We start from the raw sequence: 21,899 nt of genomic DNA on the forward strand, positions 1-21,899 counted from the left end.
GGCGCTGAGCCGTATCAGGTACACCGCGTTTTGCTCGATGGGGGGCGCTTCGCACCCCAACGCGGGGCAAGCCCGCTCGCCACGACAGGCCCGTTCGCTACGACAGGCCCGTTCGCCACGACAAGCGCGCTCGCCACAGAGGTTCCAGGTCGAGCTTCCAGCATTCGATCCAGTAGGGTTTCAGGCTTGTTTCGGGCCATTACCGATCTGCCACACGAACGGCGGTTCGCTGCCGTTGATCACCCAATCGCCGACAATCCGCGCCTTGTAGATCACCGGGTTGTGTGACGACACCGTGCGTGCGTTGCGCCAGTGCCGGTCCAGCGCCTTGCCCTGACGCACATCCGAGGCGCCCAGCGCATTGAATAATTGGCCGGTGGCGCGCTGGATCAGTTCCGAGACCACCACCTGCGCCGTCGCCGATTCAATCTCGGCGGCCACATTGGCGTCGCGCTCTGCGGCATCGTTCCCGCCGAACCGTGCCAGGTAGGCGCGTTGCGCCGGCACCGCCGCTTTCAGCGCGCTGGCCTCGGCGGCATACACGAGCGCGGCGACTTCACCCACCACCTGCTGCACCTGCGCGTCCTGGCTGACATGCGCGGCATTGCCATGGCTATAGATGCGTTTACGGTCACGCACCTGCCGGGCCACATCATTGAGCGCCGCTCGGCCGATGCCGGCCAGGGTTGCCAACAGGACTAACTGGTAGAACGCGGTCTGGTATTTGAAGCGCGTGGCAAAGTCGATCACGTCCTGCGCTTGCACCACCGCATCGGTAAACCGCGTGGTGCCGCTGCCGGTGGTGCGCTGGCCGAAACCGTCCCAGTCATCGCTTTGCACCACGCCGGGCTGGCGGGTGCGGGTGGCGGCGATCACGTCGCCGCCTGTATCGCTGCGCCGCGCATACACGTCGATCCAGTCAGAGAAAATACTGCCGGTGCTGTAGAACTTCTCACCATTGAGTGTCCACTGTTCGCCGTCGGGGCTGACCTGGGTGACCACATCGCCAATCGCCACCGTGCCGATTTCGGTCCAGGCGCAGCCGACGATATCGCCGTCGACAAACCGTTTGAACCACAGGTCGCGCCCGGCGCTCGGCGGTGCGTTCAGGCGGTCTTCGGCAAACGCAAAATGCCCGCGCAGGGCCTGGGGCACGTTGGAGTCGGCAGCCGCCAGCTCGATCAGCAGTTCAAACAACTGCGGCAACGAGGCGCCGCCGCCGCCATATTCCACCGGTACGCGCACCGCACCGAAACCGGCCTGCTTGAGCCACTGGATCGGTTCATGGGGCAGGGTGCGCGTGTGTTCGCGCTCAAGCGCGCCCTCGGCGATACGCTCAAAGATCGGCCGGAAACGGGCGGCCAGTGTCGGGTAGTCGACGCCGATGGACAACGGGTTGATGACGTGGTGTTCGGTCATGGGGGGCGGCTCCTGGGCAGTGATCATGTGCGAGGGGGATTGCACACTCCGTGCCGGGTGCGACAGCCCGTGTTTACGGGGGGCAGGTGCCATTGACTGTTGCGCCAGCAACAGTGGATCGACAAACCGGCGCAATCGGTGACAGTGTCCGGTGGCTATGCCCGGTGCCCGTTTTACGGGCGCAACCCTTGTGCGCCGGGCCTTTACCGAGGCCTGGCACGCTTGCTGCTCAAGGCTTGATACATCCCTGTGTGCGAGGAACCTCAAGATGAGTCAGCAAGCCGTGAAATTTGCCTATTGGGTGCCCAACGTCAGCGGTGGGCTGGTGGTGAGCAAGATCGAACAGCGCACCCATTGGGGCATCGACTACAACCGCAAACTGGCGCAACTGGCCGAAGCCGCCGGCTTCGAATATGGCCTGACCCAGATCCGCTTCACGGCGGGTTATGGCGCCGACAACCAGCACGAATCGGTGGCATTCAGTCACGCCCTGCTGGCCGCGACCACCAAACTCAAGGTGATTGCCGCGATCCTGCCGGGCCCCTGGCAGCCGGCGCTGGCGGCCAAGCAGTTGGCGACCATCGACCAGCTCACCAATGGCCGCATCGCGGTGAATATCGTCAGCGGCTGGTTCAAGGGCGAGTTCCAGGCCATCGGCGAGCACTGGCTGGAGCACGACGAACGCTATCGCCGCTCCGAAGAATTCATTCGTGCGCTCAAAGGCATCTGGTCGCAGGACAATTTCACTTTCAGAGGCGACTTCTATCGCTTCGACAACTACACCCTCAAGCCCAAGCCACTGGGCCAGCCGGAAGTGTTCCAGGGCGGCAGCTCGCGGGCCGCGCGGGACATGGCGGCGCGGGTGTCGGACTGGTACTTCACCAACGGCAACACGCCCGAAGGCATCCAGGCCCAGGTCAACGATATCCGCACCAAGGCCGCGGCCAACAACCATTCGGTCAAGGTGGGTGTGAACGCTTTTATCATTGCCCGAGACACCGAAGAAGAAGCCCGTGCGGTACTTGCGGAAATCATCGACAAGGCGGACCCGGAGGCAGTCAACGCCTTTGGTGATGCGGCCAAACAGGCGGGCAGGGCCTCACCGGAAGGCGAGGGCAACTGGGCCAAGTCCAGCTTTGCCGACCTAGTACAGTACAACGACGGCTTCAAGACCAACCTGATCGGCACGCCACAGCAAATCGCCGAGCGCATCGTGGCGCTCAAGGCGGTGGGTGTGGACCTGATACTGGCCGGGTTCCTGCACTTTCAGGAAGAAGTCGAGTACTTCGGCCAGCGCGTGCTGCCCCTGGTGCGTGAGCTGGAAGCCAAGGCCGGCATCAAACAGGTGGCCTGAGGTGAACGCGGGGGTCAGGGCAGGGCCTGCAAGGTCAGCACCTCGAACCCCTGCGCCGTCACCGCGACGGTGTGTTCCCACTGTGCCGACAGGCTGTTGTCCTGGGTCACGACCGTCCAGCCATCCTTGAGGTTGCGTACCTTGGCGCTGCCCTGGTTGAGCATCGGCTCGATGGTGAACACCATGCCTTCACGCAATTGCAGGCCGGTGCCGGGGCGGCCGACGTGCAGGATCTGCGGTTCTTCGTGCATGTCGCGGCCGATGCCGTGGCCGCAGTATTCACGCACCACACTGTAGCCGTTGGCTTGCGCATGGCTCTGGATCGCGTGGCCGATATCGCCCAAGTGTGCGCCGGGTTTGACCTGGCGAATACCTTCCCACATCGCCTCGAAGGTCTTATCCACCAGCCGCCGTGCCTTGGGCGCCACGTTGCCGATCATGTACATCTTGCTGGAGTCGGCAATAAAGCCGCCTTTTTCCAGGGTGATGTCGATATTGATGATGTCGCCTTCCTTGAGCACGTCCCTGGCATTGGGCATGCCGTGGCATACCACCTCGTTGATCGATGTATTGATGGAGAAGGGATAGTCGTATTGCCCAAGGCTGGCCGGGCGCGCCTGCAGGTCATTACGGATGAAGGCTTCGACGGCGGCGTCCAGTTCCAGGGTAGAGCGGCCGGCGGCGACGAAGCCGTCGAGCAGGGTAAACACCTCGGACAGCAGGCGCCCGGCTTCGCGCATCACGGCAAGTTGTGCGGGAGTTTTGATCATTGTCTGCGGGACGACCTCAGGGTTAAAAGTTTGCTATATATTTCTGCAAGTTTAACCTGTTTAACCGAGTTTGCCGGGTTAAACGTTTAATCGAAGTCGTTCGGCGATAATTCAGGGCACTGCGATAGTTCCAGATTCAGTTATGTAAACGACGCCTCAGCTTATGAGGAAAAGTTACAACGCGCGTCAGTTTTGCCGAGTACGCTCATTAAGTGAAAGCGTCTTCCAGGGTTGGCAGGACGCGGCGGGGACCTGCCCGCCAGACACATAACAATCAGTTGGCAGTCTCATAAAAGGAGAGGTTAGCCATGCTTTCGGAACTGGAACTACGCAGCATTATTGAAGGAAGTTTTCTTCCCAAGCGGTGTGAATGCATTAAAGCCGAAGACGCGTCGCTGACGATCAAAGTGTATGACGAGCGTGATCGTGACCGAGTGGATCTGGAAGTCAAAGGCATCAATGCCGACAAGCTCGACAGCAGCCGCGCCATTTGCAACCTGATCACCGGGTTGCGCGAAGACCTCAAGCACACGCAGGAACCTGTCAAACGTATGGGGTCGATTTATCGATGACCCGCAGGCTCGGTTAAACGCCGAGCCCCTGTCAGAACGGCGGTTGCCGTTCTTTTTTTTGCCCGGGCAGGCTCAGTCCAGTTGCAGACGGTACGGCAGGTCGGGCCCAGTCCGGGTGCAGGTCAAGGCCGAGGCGCGAATCGCAAAGCCCAGCATCGCGTCGATCTGTTCGCGTGTCAGCTGATGCAGGCCTTGCACCGAGTCCAGTTGATGCTCGGTCAACCAGGCAATCAACGCAGCCTGGAAGGTGTCGCCGGCACCTACGGTGTCGGCCATCACGATCTTCATCGCCGGTTGCGACCAGGTGCCATGCTGGCGGCTGAACACACTGGCGCCGTCGCCGCCACGGGTGAGGAACACCAACTGGCAGCGGTGCTGCAACCAGTCCTGCAGCACGCTTTCCGGTGATTGGTCGGGGTAGAGCAGGTGCAGGTCTTCGTCGCTGACCTTGATCAGGTCGGCATGCTGCGCCAGTTGCGCCACGCGCTCGCGCCACAGTTGGATATCCGGCTGCGGGTTGAGGCGCACGTTGGGGTCCAGGCTGATCAGGCGCTTGCCGCTTTCACGCTTGACCAACTCGAGCAGGGTATCGCCAATCGGCTGCACCACCAGCGAAAACGAACCCACATGCAGCCCGCGAATTTCATCGCCCAAATTTGGCAGATGGTCGATTTCCAGCAGGCGGTCGGCGCAACCCTCGCCGCGGAAGTTGTACTGCGGTGAGCCATTGGCCCCCACTGCAACCATTGACAGGGTGGTGGGCGCGGCGAACTCCAGCAGAAACCGCTCGCTGACGCCTTCGTCCTTGAGCACCTGCAACAGGCGGCGTCCCAGAAAGTCGGTGGACAGCCCGCCAAACAGCCCGGCCTCGATGCCCAGACGGCGCAGGCCGACCGCCACGTTGAACGGCGAGCCGCCGGCAATCGCCCGGTAATTGAGCTTGGCGGCCTGCCCGCCGACCTCTTCCTCGCTGAAAAAATCAAACAGCGCTTCACCACACACCAGATACATAGTCGTTCGCTCTTAAAGGGTTGCCACGTGCTGTTGATAGCGTTCGTAAGCCTGCTGACAGGCAAGGACATTGGCCGCCACCGGCAACGTGCGGCTGGCCGGGTCGACGCTGACGCATTTGTCGCACAGGCTGGCCAGGGATTCGCCGCTCTGGCACCACGCCGCCTGGATCGCCGCGCCGAGGGCGGCGGCTTCGGGTTGTTCGGTGCAAATCACTTCGGTGTTCATGATATCGGCAACCATCTGCCGCCACACCGGGCTTTTCGAACCGCCGCCGATAAGGCGGATACGCTGGCTTTGCAGGCCGGTTTCGCGCAGCAGGTCGAGGCCGTAGCGCAGGCCGAAGGTGGTGCCTTCGACCACCGCGCGGCACAGGTTGGCGCGGGTCAGGTTGGTCATGGTCAGGCCGTGCAGGCTGCCGGTGGCATGGGGCAGGGCGGGTACGCGCTCGCCGTTGAGAAACGGCAGCATGCTCACGCCGTCGGCGCCAATCGGAGCCTGCGCGACCAAGGCGTTGAAGGCCGCCAGGTCCAGCTCGAACAGCTCGCGAATCACTCCGGTGGCGTTGGTCAGGTTCATGGTGCAGATCAACGGCAGCCAGCCGCCGCTGGAAGAGCAGAAAGTCGCCACCGAGGCCTGGGGGCTGATGTTGGGCTGATCCGAAAAGGCGTAGACAGTGCCCGATGAGCCCAGGCTCATGGTGATCACGCCCGGCGCGATATTGCCGGTGCCGATGGCGCCCATCATGTTATCGCCGCCGCCGCTGGAGACGATGGCGCGGGGGTTGATGCCCAGGCGTTCGGCGATGGCGGGGAGGATCGTGCCCACGGCCTGGTCGGCTTCGATCAGCTCGGGCAGGGCCGCTTCCAGGCGACCGCTGGGGTCGATGTGTTTGAGCAGCGCAACATCCCATTCACGGGTGCGCACGTTGAAATAACCGGTGCCCGACGCATCGCCGTATTCCGCCACGGCACGCCCGGTCAGCCAATGGTTCAGGTAGTCGTGGGGCAGCAGGATATGGGCGATGCGGCTGAACACATCCGGGTGCTGTTCGCGGGTCCACAGCAGTTTGGACAGGGTGTAACCGGGCGCAATCGCCACCCCCAGGCGCTCCAGCGAACCGCGTTCGCCGCCCAGGTGTTGCAGCAATCGGTCATTTTCAGGTGCGGTTTCGGTGTCGCACCACAGCTTGGCCGGGCGCAGTACCTGGCCCTCGTCGTCGAGCAGCACCAGGCCGTGTTGCTGGCCGGAAACGCCGATGCCAAGGATGTCGCGGCCGTCCACGCCGGCCTGTTGCAGGGCGCGGTGGGTGGCTTCGGTGAACGCATCCAGCCATTCCTGGGTGTGCTGTTCGCGGCGACCATTGGCGCCGCTGATCAGGGTATGTGCGGCGGCGCCCAGACCCAGCACCTTGCCGGTGGCCGCGTCGAGGACAATGGCCTTGGTGCCCTGGGTGCCGCAGTCGATGCCGAGGAACAGGTTTTGCTGGGTCATGAGGGAGTGCTCAGCAGTTTTATTATTGGATTGAAATGCGGTCAATGTGGGAGGGAGCAAGCCCCCTCCCACCGTTTTAAGCCGGTTTCTTCAGGAGGTTTTGCAGGGTTTCAGTGACGCCATGATCGCGCAAACTTGCATAACACCGCTCGAACGCTGCCACAAACGCGGGTGAGTTGGGAATAGCCTTGCCGAAAATCTCTTCCACCCCCAGCAGTCGCTGGCTGATCAGCGCGTCGTCACTGACCAGTGCCTGGCAGAACTCGGCACGCGGATCCGGGATTTTGTAGCTCACACCGTTCTCATCCACGCCCTTCAAGTACAACGCCCAGGCTGCGACCACCAGTGCTGCCCGCTCGGTCTCACGGCCATCGGCAATCAAACGGTTGATGGTCGGCACGGTGAACTTGGGAAACTTCGACGAGCCATCCGAACACACGCGCTCCAGCTGATCGGCAATCGCCTGGTTGGAGAAGCGGTCCACCAGCGTCTGTTTGTACGCGGTCAGGTCGATGCCCGGCACCGGCGCCAGGTTTGGCGTGACGTCCAGGTCCATGTAGGCACGCATGTACGCCACAAACACCGGGTCATTCATGGTCTCGTGCACAAACCGGTAACCCTTGAGAAAGCCCAGGTAGGTCAGCGCCAGGTGGCTGCCGTTGAGCAGGCCGATCTTCATTTCTTCATAGGGCGTGACGTCATCGGTGAACTGCACCCCGACTTTTTCCCAGGCCGGGCGGCCGTTGACGAAGTTGTCTTCCAGCACCCACTGCACAAAGGGTTCGCACACCACCGGCCAGGCATCGTCGATGCCGTGCTCGTCGTGCAGTTGCAGGCGGTGCGCGCTGCTGGTCATGGGCGTGATGCGGTCGACCATGGCGTTGGGGAAACTCACGTTGACCTTGATCCAGTCGTGCAGGTCGGCATTGTGCAGGGCGGCGAACGCCAGCAGCGCCTTGCGCGTGACGGCGCCGTTGTGCGGCAGGTTATCGCAGGACATCACGGTAAACGCCGGGGTGCCGGCGGCGCGGCGTTGGCTCAGCGCCGCGCAGATAAAACCGAACACGGTGGTCGGCGCCGCAGGGTGGGCCAGGTCATGCTGGATCTGCGGCAGGTGCGCCATGAACTCGCCAGTGCTGTCGTCGATGCAGTAGCCGCCTTCGGTGATGGTCAGCGAGACGATGCGAATGGCGGGGTCGGCCAGTTTGTCGATCAGCGCCTGGGCGCCGTCTTCGGCCAGCAGCATGTCGCTGATCGAGCCGATCACGCGCACTTCGGTGTCGTCGGTGTCGCCCAGTTCATACAGGGTGAACAGGTAATCCTGGCCGGTCAGCTCGTCGCGGGCCTTGCGGTCCTCGGCCCGCAGGCCGACGCCGCAGATGCTCCAGTCCAGGCCAACGCCGGTATTCATCAGCGCATCGGTGTAATACGCCTGATGCGCGCGGTGGAAACCGCCTACGCCGATATGCGCGATGCCCTGCGTAGTGCTGGCAATGGCGTAGGCGGGGATTTTCACTTGCGGCGCCAACAGGGTGAGGTTCTGCTTATTCAGTTTCATCAGAAGATACTCGCGAAATCAGGCGGCAGCGCGCAGTGGGCGGGCCACGGCCACGCCGTCGGTGTCGAACAGGTGGCAGTGCGCCGGGTCGAGGTGCAGGTGCAGGGTCTCGCCGTATTGGCTGGCCATGTCGCCGCGAATCCGCATTGTCAGCGGCTCGCCTGTTGAGGTGATGACGTGGCAGAAGGTGTCGCTGCCCAGGCGCTCGCCGACGTCGGCGATGACGGTCAGGGTGGTCTGGCCCGCTGCGGCGATTTCCAGGTGTTCCGGGCGAATGCCCAGGGTCACCGCGCTGCCGACGCTGAGGGTCGGGCCGCTGAGCGGCAGGTTGATCAAGGTGCCGGCGTCCAGTTGCACTTCACAGCTCTGCGATTCGACCCGCGTGACCTTGCCCTTGAGAAAGCCCATTTTCGGTGTGCCGAGGAAACCCGCCACAAACAGATTGGCCGGCTGGTGATAGAGGTCCAGCGGCGAGCCGACCTGCTCGATGCGCCCGCTGTTCAACACCACCACCTTGTCGGCCAGGGTCATCGCTTCCACCTGGTCGTGGGTCACGTAGATCATGGTCGCCTGCAGCTCCTTGTGCAGGCGCGCCAGTTCCAGGCGCATCTGCACGCGCAGCGCGGCATCGAGGTTGGACAGCGGTTCGTCGAACAGGAAGATCTTCGGGTTGCGCACAATCGCCCGGCCAATCGCCACGCGCTGACGCTGACCGCCGGACAGTTGCTTGGGCTTGCGCTCAAGCAGAGGCCCGAGCTCGAGGATGCGCGCCGCTTCGCTGACCTTGCTGTCCACCAGCTTCTTGTCGACGCCGGCCAGGTCCAGGGCAAACGACATGTTCTTGCGCACGCTCATGTGCGGGTACAGCGCGTAAGTCTGGAACACCATCGCCAGGTCGCGCTTGGCCGGGGTCACTTCGGTGATGTCGCGCCCGTCCAGTTCGATGGTGCCTTCGCTCACTTCTTCAAGCCCCGCGATCAAGCGCAGCAGGGTGGACTTGCCGCAGCCCGAAGGGCCGACGAACACCACGAATTCCTTGTCGTTCACTTCCAGGTCGATACCTTTGATGATCGAGAAACCTTCGAAGCCTTTTTGCAGATTCTTGATTTTCAGGTTGGCCATGAGATGGGCCTCCGCTTGCAATTATTATTTGACGGCGCCGAAGGACAAGCCACGCACCAGCTGCTTCTGGCTGATCCAGCCGAAGATCAGGATGGGCGCACAGGCGAGGGTCGAGACGGCGGACAATTTGGCCCAGAACAAACCTTCGGGGCTGGAGTAGGAGGCGATCAACGCCGTCAGCGGCGCTGCGCTGGACGAGGTCAGGTTCAACGACCAGAACGCCTCGTTCCAGCACAGGATCAGCGACAGCAGCACCGTGGAGGCCAGGCCGCCCTTGGCGATCGGCAGCAGCACGCGAACCATTTCCTGCCACAGGGTGGCGCCGTCCAGGCGCGCGGCTTCGAGGATGTCCTTGGGAATGTCCTTGAAGTAGGTGTACACCATCCACACTACGATCGGCAGGTTGATCAGGGTGTAGATGATGATCAGCGCGATGCGCGTATCCAGCAGGCCAAAGCTCTTGGCCAGCAGGTAGATCGGCATCAGCACGCCCACCGGCGGCAGCATCTTGGTGGACAGCATCCACAGCAGCGTGCCCTTGGTGCGTTTGGTTTCATAGAACGCCATGGAGTAGGCAGCCGGTACCGAGATCAGCAGGCACAGGGCGGTGGCGCTGAACGAAATCAGTACCGAGTTCCACGCGTAGGCGAAGTAGTTGCTGCGTTCGTTGATGTGCAGGTAGTTCTCCAGCGTCGGCGTGAAAATGAACTGCGGCGGGGTGGCGAACGCGTCGATTTCGGTCTTGAAGCTGGTCAGCACCATCCAGAAGATCGGGAAGAAAATCAGGATCGCGATGGCCCAGGCCAGCGTGCCAAGCAACAGGCTTTGCAGGCGGCGGGATTGTTGAAGCGTCATGGCGCGGCCCTCAAGGCTTGTCAGTCAGGTTTTTGCCGATCATCCGCACCAGGATGATCGCCGCGATATTGGCGATGACCACGGCGATCAAGCCGCCGGCCGAGGCCATGCCCACGTCGAACTGCACCAGCGCCTGGTTGTAGATCAGGTAGGCGAGGTTGGTCGAGGCGTAACCGGGGCCGCCGTTGGTGGTGGTGAAGATTTCGGCGAACACCGAGAGCAAAAAGATCGTTTCGATCATCACCACCACCGCAATCGGGCGGGCCAGGTGCGGCAGGGTCAGGTGCCAGAAGATCGCGATGGCGCCGGCACCGTCCAGGCGCGCGGCTTCCTTTTGCTCCTGGTCCAGGGACTGCATGGCGGTCATCAGCAGCAGAATTGCGAAGGGCAGCCATTGCCACGACACAATGATGATGATCGACAACAGCGGGTAGTGCGCCAGCCAGTCCACGGGTTCGGCGCCGAAGAACTTCCACACGGCGGCGAGAATCCCCGACACGGGGTGGAAAATCAGGTTTTTCCAGATCAGCGCACCGACGGTGGGCATGATGAAAAACGGCGAAATCAGCATCACCCGCACCAGGCCACGGCCGAGGAACTCACTGGCCTCGAGCAGGGCACTGATCAACACGCCAAACACCACGCTGATCAATAGCACGCTGCCCACCAGCAACAGGGTGTTGGTGGCGCCGGGCAGGAACCCCGAGTCGGTGACGAAATAGGTGAAGTTCTCCAGCCCTACGAACTGGTTTTCACCGGGGTAGAGCAGGTTGTAGCGGATCAGTGAAAAGTACAGGGTCATGCCCAGCGGTACGATCATCCACAGCAGCAGCAAGGCCACCGAAGGGCTGACGAGAAACCAGCCAGGGTTGGCCAGACGGTTTTTGGGTGTTGTATTCATGGCAATCAGGACCAGTGCGGAGCATGAATCGGAGTGCGGTCAGTGTGGGAGGGGGCTTGTTCCCGATAGCGGTGTGTCAGTTGATGAATCAGTTGGCTGATCCACTGCTATCGGGAGCAAGCCCCCTCCCACATTTACTGTGGTATTCCCAGTTTATTTGGGATAACCCGCCCGCTTCATTTCACGCTCGGTGGTGGTCTGTGCGGCAGCCAGTGCCTGGTCGACCGTCTGCTGACCGGTCAAGGCACCGGAGAAGAACTTGCCCACTTGCGTACCAATCGCCTGGAACTCGGGAATGGTGACCAGCTGAATCCCGATATACGGCACCGGCTTGAGGGTCGGCTTGGTCGGGTCGGCGACTTTCAGCGATTCCAGAGTCACCTTGGCGAACGGTGCGGCCTTCATGTACTCATCGCTGTAGGTCGAGGCACGCGTGCCTGGCGGTACATTGGCGATGCCGTCCGTCTTGGCGACCAGTGCGCCATATTCCTTGGAGGTTGCCCAACTGGTGAACACCTTGGCGGCGTCCTTGGCCTTGGAGCTGGTTGGAATCGCCAGGCTCCAGGAGTACAGCCACGAGGTGCCCTTGTCGGTTTTTTCGTGGGGGGCGAAGGTGAAGCCGACATGGTCAGCCACTTTGCTCTGGGTCTTGTCGGTGACGAACGAGCCGGCCACGCTGGCATCGACCCAGATCGCGCACTTGCCGCTGTTGAACAGCGCCAGGTTTTCGTTGAAACCGTTGCTCGAAGCACCCGGCGGGCCGGATTTCTTCATGTTGTCGACGTAGAAGTTCAGCGCGTCCTTCCACTCGGGGCCGTTGAACTCGGGCTGCCACTTCTCATCGAACCAGCGCGCTCCGTAGCCGTTGGCCAGGGTGGTGATCAGCGCCATATTCTCGCCCCAGCCGGCCTTGCCGCGCAGGCACAGGCCGTACTGCTCCTTGGACTTGTCGGTGAGTTTGGCCGCGTATTCGCTGATCTGGCTCCAGGTCGGGTGCTCGGGCATGGTCAGCCCGGCGTCCTTGAACAGGTCGGTGCGGTAATAGGTGATCGAGCTTTCGGCGTAGAACGGCAGGGCGTACAGCGAACCCTTGACCGACAAACCGTCACGCACCGAAGGGAATACATCATCCAGGTCGTAGGAAGCCGGCAGGTCCTTCATCGGCTCCAGCCAGCCCTTGGCGCCCCACAGTGCAGCTTCGTACATGCCGATGGTCAGCACATCGAACTGCCCGCCCTGGGTGGCGATGTCAGTGGTGAGGCGTTGGCGCAGTACGTTTTCTTCGAGCACCACCCAGTTCAGCTTGATCTCCGGGTGCTCGGCCTCGAAGGTTTTCGAGAGCTTTTGCATGCGGATCATGTCGCTGTTGTTGACGGTGGCAATGGTCAGGGTCTGGGCGCCGAAGCTGACGGCGCTGAGGGTCATGCAGGTTGTCATGCAGGTAGAGACAAGCAGTGCTTTCGCTGTGAACTTCATCGCGCACTCCATTTCCGCGCCCAGAGGGCTGCAGAAGGACAGTTATTGTTGTTGTGTCTTCCTACAGGTAGTCAGGAAGAGTGTGCGTTGATTACAGCCCTGAAATGCGCTTGTGACAAATCCTTGGGTGCACGTTCGCTGATACTTTTTTGCACTCGTTGGCAGTTTGGCTGAGGGGGGGGCAGGTCAGGTTAGGCTTGGGCAAAGCGCGCCGATCACACGGTGACGGCGCGCTTGTTCCTGTGGAGGGTGTTCAGGAACGGTTATACCCGTGAGGAAAGGGATTTTTTGGTTTCGTTATGAGATTTTCCATCCAGTTTTTATTCAACGGGCTGATTAATGCCTCTCTCTCCAATATCTTTATATTTTTACCTTCCCACTGGGCCATGACTTTCTTGAGGTTCTGTGTGTATTCGCGAGCGGGACAGGCAATATCGGTCCATGGGTCCACGATCCAGGCGTCGTTCCAGGCTTGCTCGGAAAAGTCGACGGTCCCTGATGGTAGCGTTGAGGGTCCACCCACCACCGTGAACGCGTGAGCGTCCGATGCATACCATTCATAGGCTCTACCGCCGCTCTTATTAATAATGTCCTTGGACAAAATCGCCATTTCTCCGCAGTTGCCAGCCCCGGTTTTAAGCACGAGATTGGCGCGATTTGGCGCGTGGCTCTCCGCAGTACTACGTATCCAATTGATGGTGTCTAATGCGGCTTGCGCACGCGCCTTATCCGCCGTGGACCGCACTTGATTGCCGGGTCCCAGCCCTGTGGCTTTCATTCCAAGATTGACATTGGATTTGGCTTGCTCTGCATAGAATTTGTTCTGCTGTTCCACCGTTCTGGTTGCGAAGTCAGCAGGTTTATCCAATGCGGCCACTTGTATCGGCCTTAGAGCGATGTCGGCTTTACCGATCGCGTCGTGCCGTTGCAGTTGATAAACGACTTCACGCTGCTGTTCCGGGGTCATCTCTTTACAATAGACTTTTAGCTCATCGACTTCCTGTCTCGTATAGCCAGAACGCTCCAGCGCTTGAAACGCCATATCGAGTTTCGGCAAGGCAATAAAATCGTGATCAATGGGAACGTGGGAAACGCCTTGGCGTATGTTGAGCTTAGCCTTATAGCTCATGACCAACGGTAATTCTCTGGATGTGCATTTTATAAAGGTCAGTTCGTCGCCAGGCGCTTTGTTTAATGTCGCAACGTAAAACTCGCCGATATCCGCTTCGATCACCAAGTATTGATTGGTACTGCCGGTGATCGAGTCCTTAACCACGATACCTCGCAACTCGCGCTTGTCATCGCACGCCGTGCTGATGCTGTTGAGCTTCACCACCCGGCTTTCCCGCGCCAACGCGTCACTGGGTTGCGCACTGTAAAAACCGAACTGTGGATCCTGCGTGATCGTGCCTTTGACAATGTCCTTGTAGGTGATGCGTTTTTTATCAAGGACGGGCATCAGTTGGGGGCCCATTTCACCTTCAACCAACTTAAACCGACGTCGCTCGAAAATGACGAATTGGTCCTTTTTGAACAGCTTCGGTTCCGAGGGGAACAGCCGCACGTGCTCAAGCGCCTGCAGTTCCTGGGTCAACTCACTGGATACGTTGTCGATGATCTTGGAGAAACAGGTGTCATTGGTACCGCGCCTGAATCGGCCAGTGAGCCCTGTCGGGGCTCGGCAGATCGCCTCGAAACCTTCGAGCGGTTTAAAGTGATCGGCCGATTCCAGGTCAGTCAATACACCAGGTGCGTGGGTATCGTAACGGTAGACCTTGCCCTCGTTGATCAGGTCAAAGCCATTGACGCGCGGGAGGGTAAAGGCGTCTTCGGCCAATGATTTTTGCGCTACCAGCGCTGAGGTGCCGTCTGAAAAGGTTTCTTTTTGCACGAGTGATGTTGTGTCGGACACGAACCCTTTCAGCGCCGGCCCATAGGCTTGTGCTGTTTTGCTGTCGTAGGCGTACCAGTTACCTTCCTGGAAGATTGCCGTCACTTTGGTGTGTGGGGGTGTATCGGAGCTTATGACGACACCGTCTTCCATGTTGGATGGCTGCACAAACTTCCCGTCGCCCAGTTCCGCCAGATGGCTTTGCTGCAGTCGACTGGTTGAAAGGAGCGTCTGTGAGGTACTGTTAGCTGTAAGGTCTCTGATCACAAGATCTTCACCTTCTTTGGCGCCGAACTTCTCAATGAATTTGGCAGACACCTTGACCGCCGCCCAGCCTGTACCCGATTTGAGCAGTGACCAGAGTTTGCCTGCACCTTCCGTGGCTGCATACATGACGATGTCGACGCCCAGGTCGTATACCGCTTTCTTATAATCGCCGTTGTAAAGGTCCAGAATACTTGAGCCGCCGGGTACTACTTTCATGAAGCCCAGGAAGACATCACTGGGCTCGACGGCATTGTCCACAGGGTTGTACCCACGTTGTTTGTTGGTGAAATTGGCCTTGTTCAGGTAGGCCGTGTCAACCAGCACTTCGGCCACGTGTTGGAACCTGATACTTTCGTAGTTGGCGGGCGTAGTGCCCGCCTGCTCTGCAAACAAAAGTCGCCTGCCCCCTTCATAAACATCGGGGTCGACAACGTGCAGGGGCGTCAAGACGACGTTGGGGGTGAGTTCAGGTTTTGGCTCTGCGCCACTTTGGAAGGCCTTCAAGTCGATGGTTACGCTGCCGGCTTTGCCGTGAAGCACCGAACGGTCTATAGCCGGGATTTGTATTATTTTTCCAGCGCCCGGGTAGACGGCGAGCGTGTACTGCTTTCCGTAGTGATCGACATCCAGCACGATACCGCCGGTATTTCCCACGGCGTACAGGTTCATTCCGCCATTCTTCAAGGCAACGCGAATCGGCAATGGCAGTTTGCTGAGCATATCCTTGAGTTGCGAAATACTGTGGGTCCTGCGCTGCGTATAGTCCTGTTCGATAGCGTTATTAAATTGCTCTTTTATGACCGGTAATTCAGAGGCGTGCCTGCGCAGGTTCTCGACGTCCACCCCGGGCTTTTCCGGATCCCACTGATCACCCAGACGGCCGGACTCATACACTGCGGCAATGCTCGCTTTAACGCCGGAAAATATCTTGCCGACCCTCTCCCGTACGTACGTATTCTCGAAATCGATAGTGGAACCAAATTTTGCCCGCAACGCTTCAAGGGCCATCGCCCGCCTGCTGGGCGCCTTGACGGTACCCAGAAACTTGCTGGCGGCAGCCACTTCAGTGGTCTGTTTATTCAGGGATTTTTGCGCGGTTGCCATTTGTTCCAGGGTGTATTCATCCTTGTCACTCTTCACGACATGACCGTTGCAGATAGCCCAATCCATCACCGGATTCATCCCGGCCATGGCGCGTTGTTGGGTCTCATCAGCTGAAATGGGATCAATCCCGATAAACCGGGTGATCTGTTCATCGCTCATGCCGGTGGCTGCACCGGGGGCTATCTGCTCGACCAGATTTACCCCCATCGTGTAGATGGCTAACTCGGAGGAGCCCAGCGTCGCCGCTGACGGCAGGTCTTTGCGTACAAACTGTGGCGCCATACCTGACTTCAGCAAATGCGAGGCGATCGGGGCCAGTGCCGCGGGTACCTTACCGGTGTCAATCAAGTGTTTATCGAAACGCTGGCTGATTTCGTTGGGGTGAAGTCCCCAGTTATCAGCGTGCATGAAGTGGAAGTCTGCAACCTTATTGCGCGCAGAGCCCGCCTTCGGATCGAGCTCCAGCACCAGGGCTGTCAACAGCCACTGCTTCAGGCTGGTCGTGGTCGTGCGCCCCTGCATGTCGATTTCCAGCTTCGCGGCAAATTCGACGGCTTTATCACTGGACAATATCCGTTCCAGTGCTTTGTCAGGTTGGGCGTCGAGGCCAGTGATACCGGCGCTTAAATAGCTCCAAAGGCTGTCGTGCTGGCCGATATTGTCTTTCACAAACTCCGCCACCTTGCTGCGCTGTTTAACGCTGAGGGGGAGGTCGGTGGAGAGAAACCCCCAGAGGTTGCCCAAGGCCGGTGATTGAGGGACGGGCGTTTGCAACGCCTTTAACAGGTTTTCGGTCTGCTGAGTCGACGTGACGTCGTTCCATTTGTTGTCTCGAAGAAACTCCTGAACAGTCCTGGCACCCTTGGGACGATGGGACGAATCAGGGTCGATTTTGATCCGCATGGCGTGGTGGCCGTTTTGATCGACGCGTTTAAGCTGATCAACGAGCGCATATCGGTCGTTGCTGTCCCCCAACGCCGTTTTTTGCCGGATCAAACCGTTCACGATCTGATCGGGGTCTTCAACGGGGGTCGGGAACCGTTGTGTTCGGCCCATCCGCTCTGTCTGCTGCGCGAAGGCGGGGCTGGTGTAGTCAGGGTTGATGCCATAAAAATTGCACACCAACTTGAACGGCGCATTGGCGGTTACGGCTTGAGACAGCGTAATGGGCTTTCCTGGGGCTGCGAAGGGGGCTGCGGCGTTCAGTACCGGGGTAAGCACATCGAAATACCCCGGGTATTTTGTTGCAAAGTCTTTGGCGGTATAACGCTGGTCAACGCCATTGACTTTACCGATCAGCGCCTGGTCTGAAGGATCGTAACTCAGGGACGTCAAGTCCACGTTTTGTTCGCGAGCCCACTCGGTGAACCCGCGCCCGTTCAGCGCCTTGCCGAGGTAATCCCACCACTGTCCGAACAGACTGTCGGACGGTACCGAGTTGATGGTTTTTCCAATGGCTTGGGCCGGATCGGCTTTCACCTCAAGCATCACACGGTGCATGGCGACGGCCAGCGCGCTTTCGGCGCTTTCGATACCGTCCGAAAGGGGCGGCTCAGGCATCAGCTGTTGTATCACGGCGCGTTGCTTTTCCTGGATACGCAGAGCCGCAGGATCTGTGGGCGGATTGTCGTTGTTCAAGGCGCGGAAGCCGGTGCGAGTGAGCCTTGACGCTTGTTCGAGAACACCTTCCAGCGTGTCGGCCTGTTTCGGCTCACCGTAAAAAACATTCACCGTGGCCAGGTTGATTAGCGGCTCCTGATTAAGCCATACATTAACGTTTGCGCCGGACGCGAGGCTTTTGGCGTGGGGCAGCATGGAAGGGGCAATGGCCGCCCATTCCGAGTCGTTGGCCATTTTGAAAGTCTTCTCAACGACTTGACCATCGCTACCTCTTACAGAACAGAGCAGGTCGCCGGTGAACGTGTTTATCTTCGCGGTGCCAGGTTCGATGCGCCGTGCGGCGGTGAAACGCGTAAAGGCGTTACTGGAAATTGACTTTATCAACGCCTGCAGGGTTCGCCCGAGCGTCGAGTGTTCGGGGATCTCCGATGCCGCAAAATTGTTGCGCGGACCTGTACCGTAGCCTGCCATCTCAGGCCTGAGGCTTAACAAGGCGCTGGCAGACTTTCTCGCCATTTCCCGGTCAGCGGTTTCGACCGACAGCTTGGGCGTGTGCTGTGCGATGGGCGTGAGTTCGGGGTTTGTTGATATTTCTGCAGACAGGTCGTCGATCGCCTGTTGCTGTTTCTCGCGAATGCGTGAGTATGCAGGGAGATTGAGCTGCGCGGCCTTGGAATCAGGCTCACGCAACGCTTCGAAGGACTGATGTTGCTGCTGCAAGGCGATCAATTTGAGCCGACCATTGTCTGTGCCGTCGGTACGTGCGGCGTAGAAGTCGCTGACGACTTCACAGGGCGCGCTGTCAGCGTTTGTATAGCTGATCTGCCTGAGCGTCGGGGTGAGCGCCTGGGCCGCTTTGGTGACTGCTGCGGTCGCTTCCAGGTAACCCAGGTCGTATATCGAGAAGGACTGAGGTTTACCGTCCGCAACGCAATTGAGTACCCATCCTGATTGCGAGTTCAGTTCAAGCGTGGAAGTGTCGATTTTGTGTGCGCGCGCGTAGCTTGCAAATGGCTCGCTGTTAATGGCATGGGTCAGTTGAGCCCAGGCCCTGCCGAACGTCGAGACGGGGGGAATATCAATGTTTACCTTGGACCACCCGTCCAACGTTACATGGCCGGCGATGATCTGGTCCATCAACGCAGCGCTGTGCCTGGATGCGAGGGCTTTGTCGCCTGCCCTGATCAAATTGGCTGCACGCTTTTGGGCTTCCAGTTTGACCAACACGTAACCGGCGCTTACAGGCGGACTTGAGAGGCGGCTGGATTTTTGTGCGGCGGTATCTGATTCGGTCTGAGCGGGCAGGGTCGGCGAGGAGAGTGTGACTAGGGAGGATCCTACGGCGTTCATCATTGATTTCTCGTCGCTATAAAAGTCCTCGCTGTGTTGCGTTATGTTCTTTAGGCGTTCCACAGGATGTATTGCGGGAAATATACGCAGAAGATAGAGACCGACTTTGATGCGCGGCGTCAGATTTTTTCAGCCTCGCTCTTGCTCAAGCGAGGTTCTGCTCGGTCAACCGCTGCACCGCCAACCGCCTATAGTGTGAGGGCGTCATGCCCTTGAGCTGTTGAAAACGCCGGTTGAAGTTGGAAATGTTATTGAACCCCGATTCGAAACACACATCCGTCACCGCCTTCTCTCCGTCAGCCAGCAACTCGCAGGATTTGCTGATGCGTAAACGGTTAACAAATTCGACAAAGGTACGGCCCGTCGCCTGCTTGAACACTCTTGAGAAGTAGGTGGGCTTCATCCCCAGGTAGTCCGCCACTTCCTCCAGCGGCAACTCCCGTGCGTAGTGAGCAAAAATGTAATCCACCGCGCGGTTGGTGCGGTCAATGTTGTGTTCGTCGGCCAATTGCGGCGTGGTGGCGCCCGAGAGCAATTGATAATCCTCACACGTGCTCAGCGCCTCCATCAGGATGAAGAAGTGCCCCAGTCGCGCGATGCTTTGGGTCTCCTCAATGCGCTGCATCAGGCCCATGGCCAGTGCGATGGTTTTTTTGCAGCGAAATTCGATGCCGTACTGCGCGCGCTCCAGCAACGGTTCCAGGCGTTTGAGTTCGGCGAAGACATGGCTGCCGTGTTCGAATAATTCATCGGTGAAGTTCACCAGCATGTCGCGCTTGGGCACCACTTCGTCTTCTTCCACCTGGCTGATCCAGTTGTGGGGCAGGTTGGGGCCGGTGAGAAACAGGCTTTCCGGGTAGAAGTTGCCGATGTAGTCACCGATAAACACCTTGCCCGAGCTGGCAACGATCAAGTGCAGCTCGTATTCCTTGTGGAAATGCCAGCGCACCAGCGGGCAGGGGAAACCGTGCTGGCGATAGATGATGGACAGACCGTTGTGATCGTCCATCAGTTCGTAGGAAGGGTCGGTAACTCGCGTTGCTCGGGTCATGGCGCCGTCGCTTTATTGTGATTGCTGCACAGATAATGCCTCCTCACGCACCACCTCGCCAGCGCCGGCCTCATAGGGCGCGGTTTTTTGCCTCGATCCACTGCGACATGTACTGCGTGCTCTTGTGGGCATGGTGACGCAGCATGCTGCCGGTGAAGTTGTTGCGGCGGTGGCTGGCGAGGTGGATGCGGCAGTTTTCCAGGCATTGCACCAGCGCCGGGCCGTGGATGCGTTGGTCATAGCGGCGGGCGAGCAGTTGGCGACCCTGTTCCTGGGCCTGGGTCCAGCGCTCACGGTCCTGATAAAGGGCGACGGCGGCGGCGGCGAGCGCCTGGGCTCGGTGTTCGATCATGCCGGGCCAGGGCTGTTCATCGCCCATGGCTTCGGCACCGATGGGCGTGGTGACGTTGGGTGTGCCACACAGCATGGCGTCGGCCAGTTTGCCTTTTATCCCCGCGCCGAAGCGTAGCGGCGCCAGGCAGATGCGCGCGGCGCTCATCACCTGCAGCGCATCTTCGGCCCAGTTCAGCACATGAAAACCCTGCGCCGGGTTGTGCAGGGCAGTGGCCTTGGGCGGTGTGTAAGCGCCATAGATGTGCAATTGGACGCCCGGCAGTTGCTGGCGGATCAGCGGCCAGATGCTGCTCTTCATCCACAGCACGGCATCCCAGTTGGGGGCGTGGCGAAAGTTGCCGATGCTGAGAAAATGCGCGCGGTCTTCAAAGGGCGCAAAGGCGGCGGTGGGCGGCTGCATCATCAGCGGGCACCAGTGGAGCAGGGCGGCTGGCACCTTGAATTGCTCGGTGAGCAGGCGGATTTCCACGTCGGAAATCATCAGGCTGATATCGCAGCGATAAATGGCAGCGATTTCGCGTTTGGCGAGGTCCGTGTCAGCCATGCGCTGGAATTCGTCCCTCAGCGCAGGGGCGAACAGAGCAGTGAAGTCGTCACTGTCGGAATGCGCTTTTGCGTGCTCCTTGAAACGCTGGTGACGTGCGTCGCGCAGGCTTTGCAGGTCCGAGGTTTCCAGCACGCGCAGCGCGCCGGGGCAGCACTTTTCCACGCGCCAGCCGAATTGCTCTTCCATCATGAAACGGTCGAACAGCACGATATCCGGGGCCAGCTCACGGATAAACTCATCGAAACTGCTGTTATTGAGTTCGATGGCGCATTCGGCAATGCCCAGCGTCGACAAGTCGGCCTTATGCTCGCCGAGTGCGGCCGGACTGCTAAAGGTAATGTCCCAACCTTGGGTGAGAAACGTCTCAAGAATCTGCATCATATGCCCGCCTGCAGCCGAGGAACGGGGTTCCGGCCAGACGTAACCAATAACCAGGACTTTGGTGGAGGGCTGATTTATCAAAGGCGGGTTCCTGAAAAGGGGCGGGCAAAAAGCGTGCAATTAAACCACAACCCGGGGTGATGACAATTTGCCTGCGGGGTAGGTAGCGGCGGCACTTTGTGGTTAACTTCGGCCTCTCGAATTCGTTTCATCAAACCCGTATAAGGATTTCGTTCATGGCTCAAGTCACTCTCAAAGGTAACCCTGTCCAGGTTGAAGGCGAACTGCCACAGGCCGGTTCCCAGGCTCCCGACTTTACCCTGACCGCCGGTGACCTGTCGGATGCCACTCTGGCTTCCTTCGCCGGCAAGCGCAAAGTGTTGAATATCTTCCCAAGCGTCGATACCCCGACCTGCGCCACCTCGGTGCGCAAGTTCAATGCCCAGGCCAACGAGCTGAGCAACACCGTGGTGCTGTGCATTTCCTCCGACCTGCCGTTCGCCCAGGCGCGTTTCTGCGGTTCCGAAGGCCTGGAAAACGTGAAAAGCCTGTCGGATTTCCGCAGCGCTGCCTTCTCCCAGGACTACGGTGTCGATATCACCGACGGCCCACTGCGCAGCCTGACCGCCCGCGCCGTGGTAGTGCTGGACGAAAACGACACAGTGCTGCACAGCGAGCTGGTGGCTGAAATTGGCCAGGAGCCAAACTACGAAGCCGCCCTGGCTGTTTTGAAGTAACTGTTTCGGTACATTACTGCGATCTTGCAGTAATACGCCTGATACATGCTTGCGGCCTGGCCTCG

The 21,899-nt window shown here is 59.6% G+C and carries 16 protein-coding genes; 4 read left to right on the forward strand and 12 right to left on the reverse strand.

Annotated features, from left to right (window positions below):
* Window positions 1-180 precede the first annotated feature (180 nt).
* Window positions 181-1,419, reverse strand: a complete 1,239-nt coding sequence (locus RHM60_RS02020; protein WP_322213427.1) for an acyl-CoA dehydrogenase family protein — start codon at window positions 1,417-1,419, stop codon at window positions 181-183.
* Between the two features lie 99 nt (window positions 1,420-1,518).
* On the opposite strand from RHM60_RS02020, the gene RHM60_RS02025 reads away from it, so the two are divergent.
* Both RHM60_RS02025 and sfnG read left to right on the forward strand, forming a co-directional pair.
* Window positions 1,519-1,659: a hypothetical protein gene (locus RHM60_RS02025; protein WP_209981468.1), complete on the forward strand. Its 141-nt coding sequence runs from the start codon at window positions 1,519-1,521 to the stop codon at window positions 1,657-1,659.
* A gap of 28 nt (window positions 1,660-1,687) precedes the next feature.
* Window positions 1,688-2,773 (forward strand): dimethylsulfone monooxygenase SfnG, encoded by a 1,086-nt coding sequence (gene sfnG / locus RHM60_RS02030; protein ID WP_209981470.1) that lies wholly within the window; start codon window positions 1,688-1,690, stop codon window positions 2,771-2,773.
* A 14-nt stretch (window positions 2,774-2,787) separates the two neighbouring features.
* Here sfnG and map read toward each other — a convergent pair whose 3' ends face one another.
* Window positions 2,788-3,543: a type I methionyl aminopeptidase gene (gene map, locus RHM60_RS02035; RefSeq protein WP_322213428.1), complete on the reverse strand. Its 756-nt coding sequence runs from the start codon at window positions 3,541-3,543 to the stop codon at window positions 2,788-2,790.
* Between the two features lie 308 nt (window positions 3,544-3,851).
* Between map and RHM60_RS02040 the strand changes: the two genes are divergently transcribed.
* Window positions 3,852-4,115: a DUF1652 domain-containing protein gene (locus RHM60_RS02040; RefSeq protein ID WP_209981473.1), complete on the forward strand. Its 264-nt coding sequence runs from the start codon at window positions 3,852-3,854 to the stop codon at window positions 4,113-4,115.
* 72 nt (window positions 4,116-4,187) lie between these two features.
* On the opposite strand, the gene RHM60_RS02045 is transcribed toward RHM60_RS02040, so the two are convergent.
* From RHM60_RS02045 to RHM60_RS02090, 10 genes are all read right to left on the reverse strand, one after another.
* Window positions 4,188-5,126: a carbohydrate kinase family protein gene (locus RHM60_RS02045; RefSeq protein ID WP_209981475.1), complete on the reverse strand. Its 939-nt coding sequence runs from the start codon at window positions 5,124-5,126 to the stop codon at window positions 4,188-4,190.
* A gap of 12 nt (window positions 5,127-5,138) precedes the next feature.
* Complete coding sequence (gene xylB / locus RHM60_RS02050) at window positions 5,139-6,620, reverse strand: xylulokinase (protein WP_322213429.1); 1,482 nt, start codon at window positions 6,618-6,620, stop codon at window positions 5,139-5,141.
* Between the two features lie 76 nt (window positions 6,621-6,696).
* Complete coding sequence (locus RHM60_RS02055) at window positions 6,697-8,178, reverse strand: mannitol dehydrogenase family protein (protein ID WP_322213430.1); 1,482 nt, start codon at window positions 8,176-8,178, stop codon at window positions 6,697-6,699.
* A gap of 18 nt (window positions 8,179-8,196) precedes the next feature.
* Window positions 8,197-9,300: a sn-glycerol-3-phosphate ABC transporter ATP-binding protein UgpC gene (locus RHM60_RS02060; RefSeq protein WP_322213431.1), complete on the reverse strand. Its 1,104-nt coding sequence runs from the start codon at window positions 9,298-9,300 to the stop codon at window positions 8,197-8,199.
* A gap of 24 nt (window positions 9,301-9,324) precedes the next feature.
* Window positions 9,325-10,155, reverse strand: a complete 831-nt coding sequence (locus RHM60_RS02065) for a carbohydrate ABC transporter permease (protein ID WP_003233033.1) — start codon at window positions 10,153-10,155, stop codon at window positions 9,325-9,327.
* Between the two features lie 10 nt (window positions 10,156-10,165).
* A complete protein-coding gene (locus RHM60_RS02070; protein WP_057009372.1) occupies window positions 10,166-11,056 on the reverse strand; it encodes a carbohydrate ABC transporter permease in 891 nt (296 codons plus the stop codon).
* Window positions 11,057-11,209: 153 nt separating this feature from the next.
* Window positions 11,210-12,493 (reverse strand): ABC transporter substrate-binding protein, encoded by a 1,284-nt coding sequence (locus RHM60_RS02075; protein ID WP_416195172.1) that lies wholly within the window; start codon window positions 12,491-12,493, stop codon window positions 11,210-11,212.
* A 292-nt stretch (window positions 12,494-12,785) separates the two neighbouring features.
* On the reverse strand, window positions 12,786-18,767 hold the full coding sequence (locus RHM60_RS02080) for a hypothetical protein (RefSeq protein ID WP_322213433.1): 5,982 nt from the start codon (window positions 18,765-18,767) through the stop codon (window positions 12,786-12,788).
* Window positions 18,768-18,909: 142 nt separating this feature from the next.
* The gene (locus RHM60_RS02085) at window positions 18,910-19,815 is read right to left on the reverse strand and encodes an AraC family transcriptional regulator (RefSeq protein WP_322213434.1); all 906 of its coding nucleotides are present in this window, start codon (window positions 19,813-19,815) and stop codon (window positions 18,910-18,912) included.
* 70 nt (window positions 19,816-19,885) lie between these two features.
* Window positions 19,886-21,175, reverse strand: a complete 1,290-nt coding sequence (locus tag RHM60_RS02090) for a glycosyltransferase (RefSeq protein ID WP_322214567.1) — start codon at window positions 21,173-21,175, stop codon at window positions 19,886-19,888.
* A 158-nt stretch (window positions 21,176-21,333) separates the two neighbouring features.
* Between RHM60_RS02090 and tpx the strand changes: the two genes are divergently transcribed.
* Window positions 21,334-21,834: a thiol peroxidase gene (gene tpx / locus RHM60_RS02095; protein WP_209981489.1), complete on the forward strand. Its 501-nt coding sequence runs from the start codon at window positions 21,334-21,336 to the stop codon at window positions 21,832-21,834.
* Window positions 21,835-21,899: the final 65 nt, after the last annotated feature.

The organism is Pseudomonas sp. MH9.3 (genome assembly GCF_034354675.1).
GTDB lineage: Bacteria > Pseudomonadota > Gammaproteobacteria > Pseudomonadales > Pseudomonadaceae > Aquipseudomonas.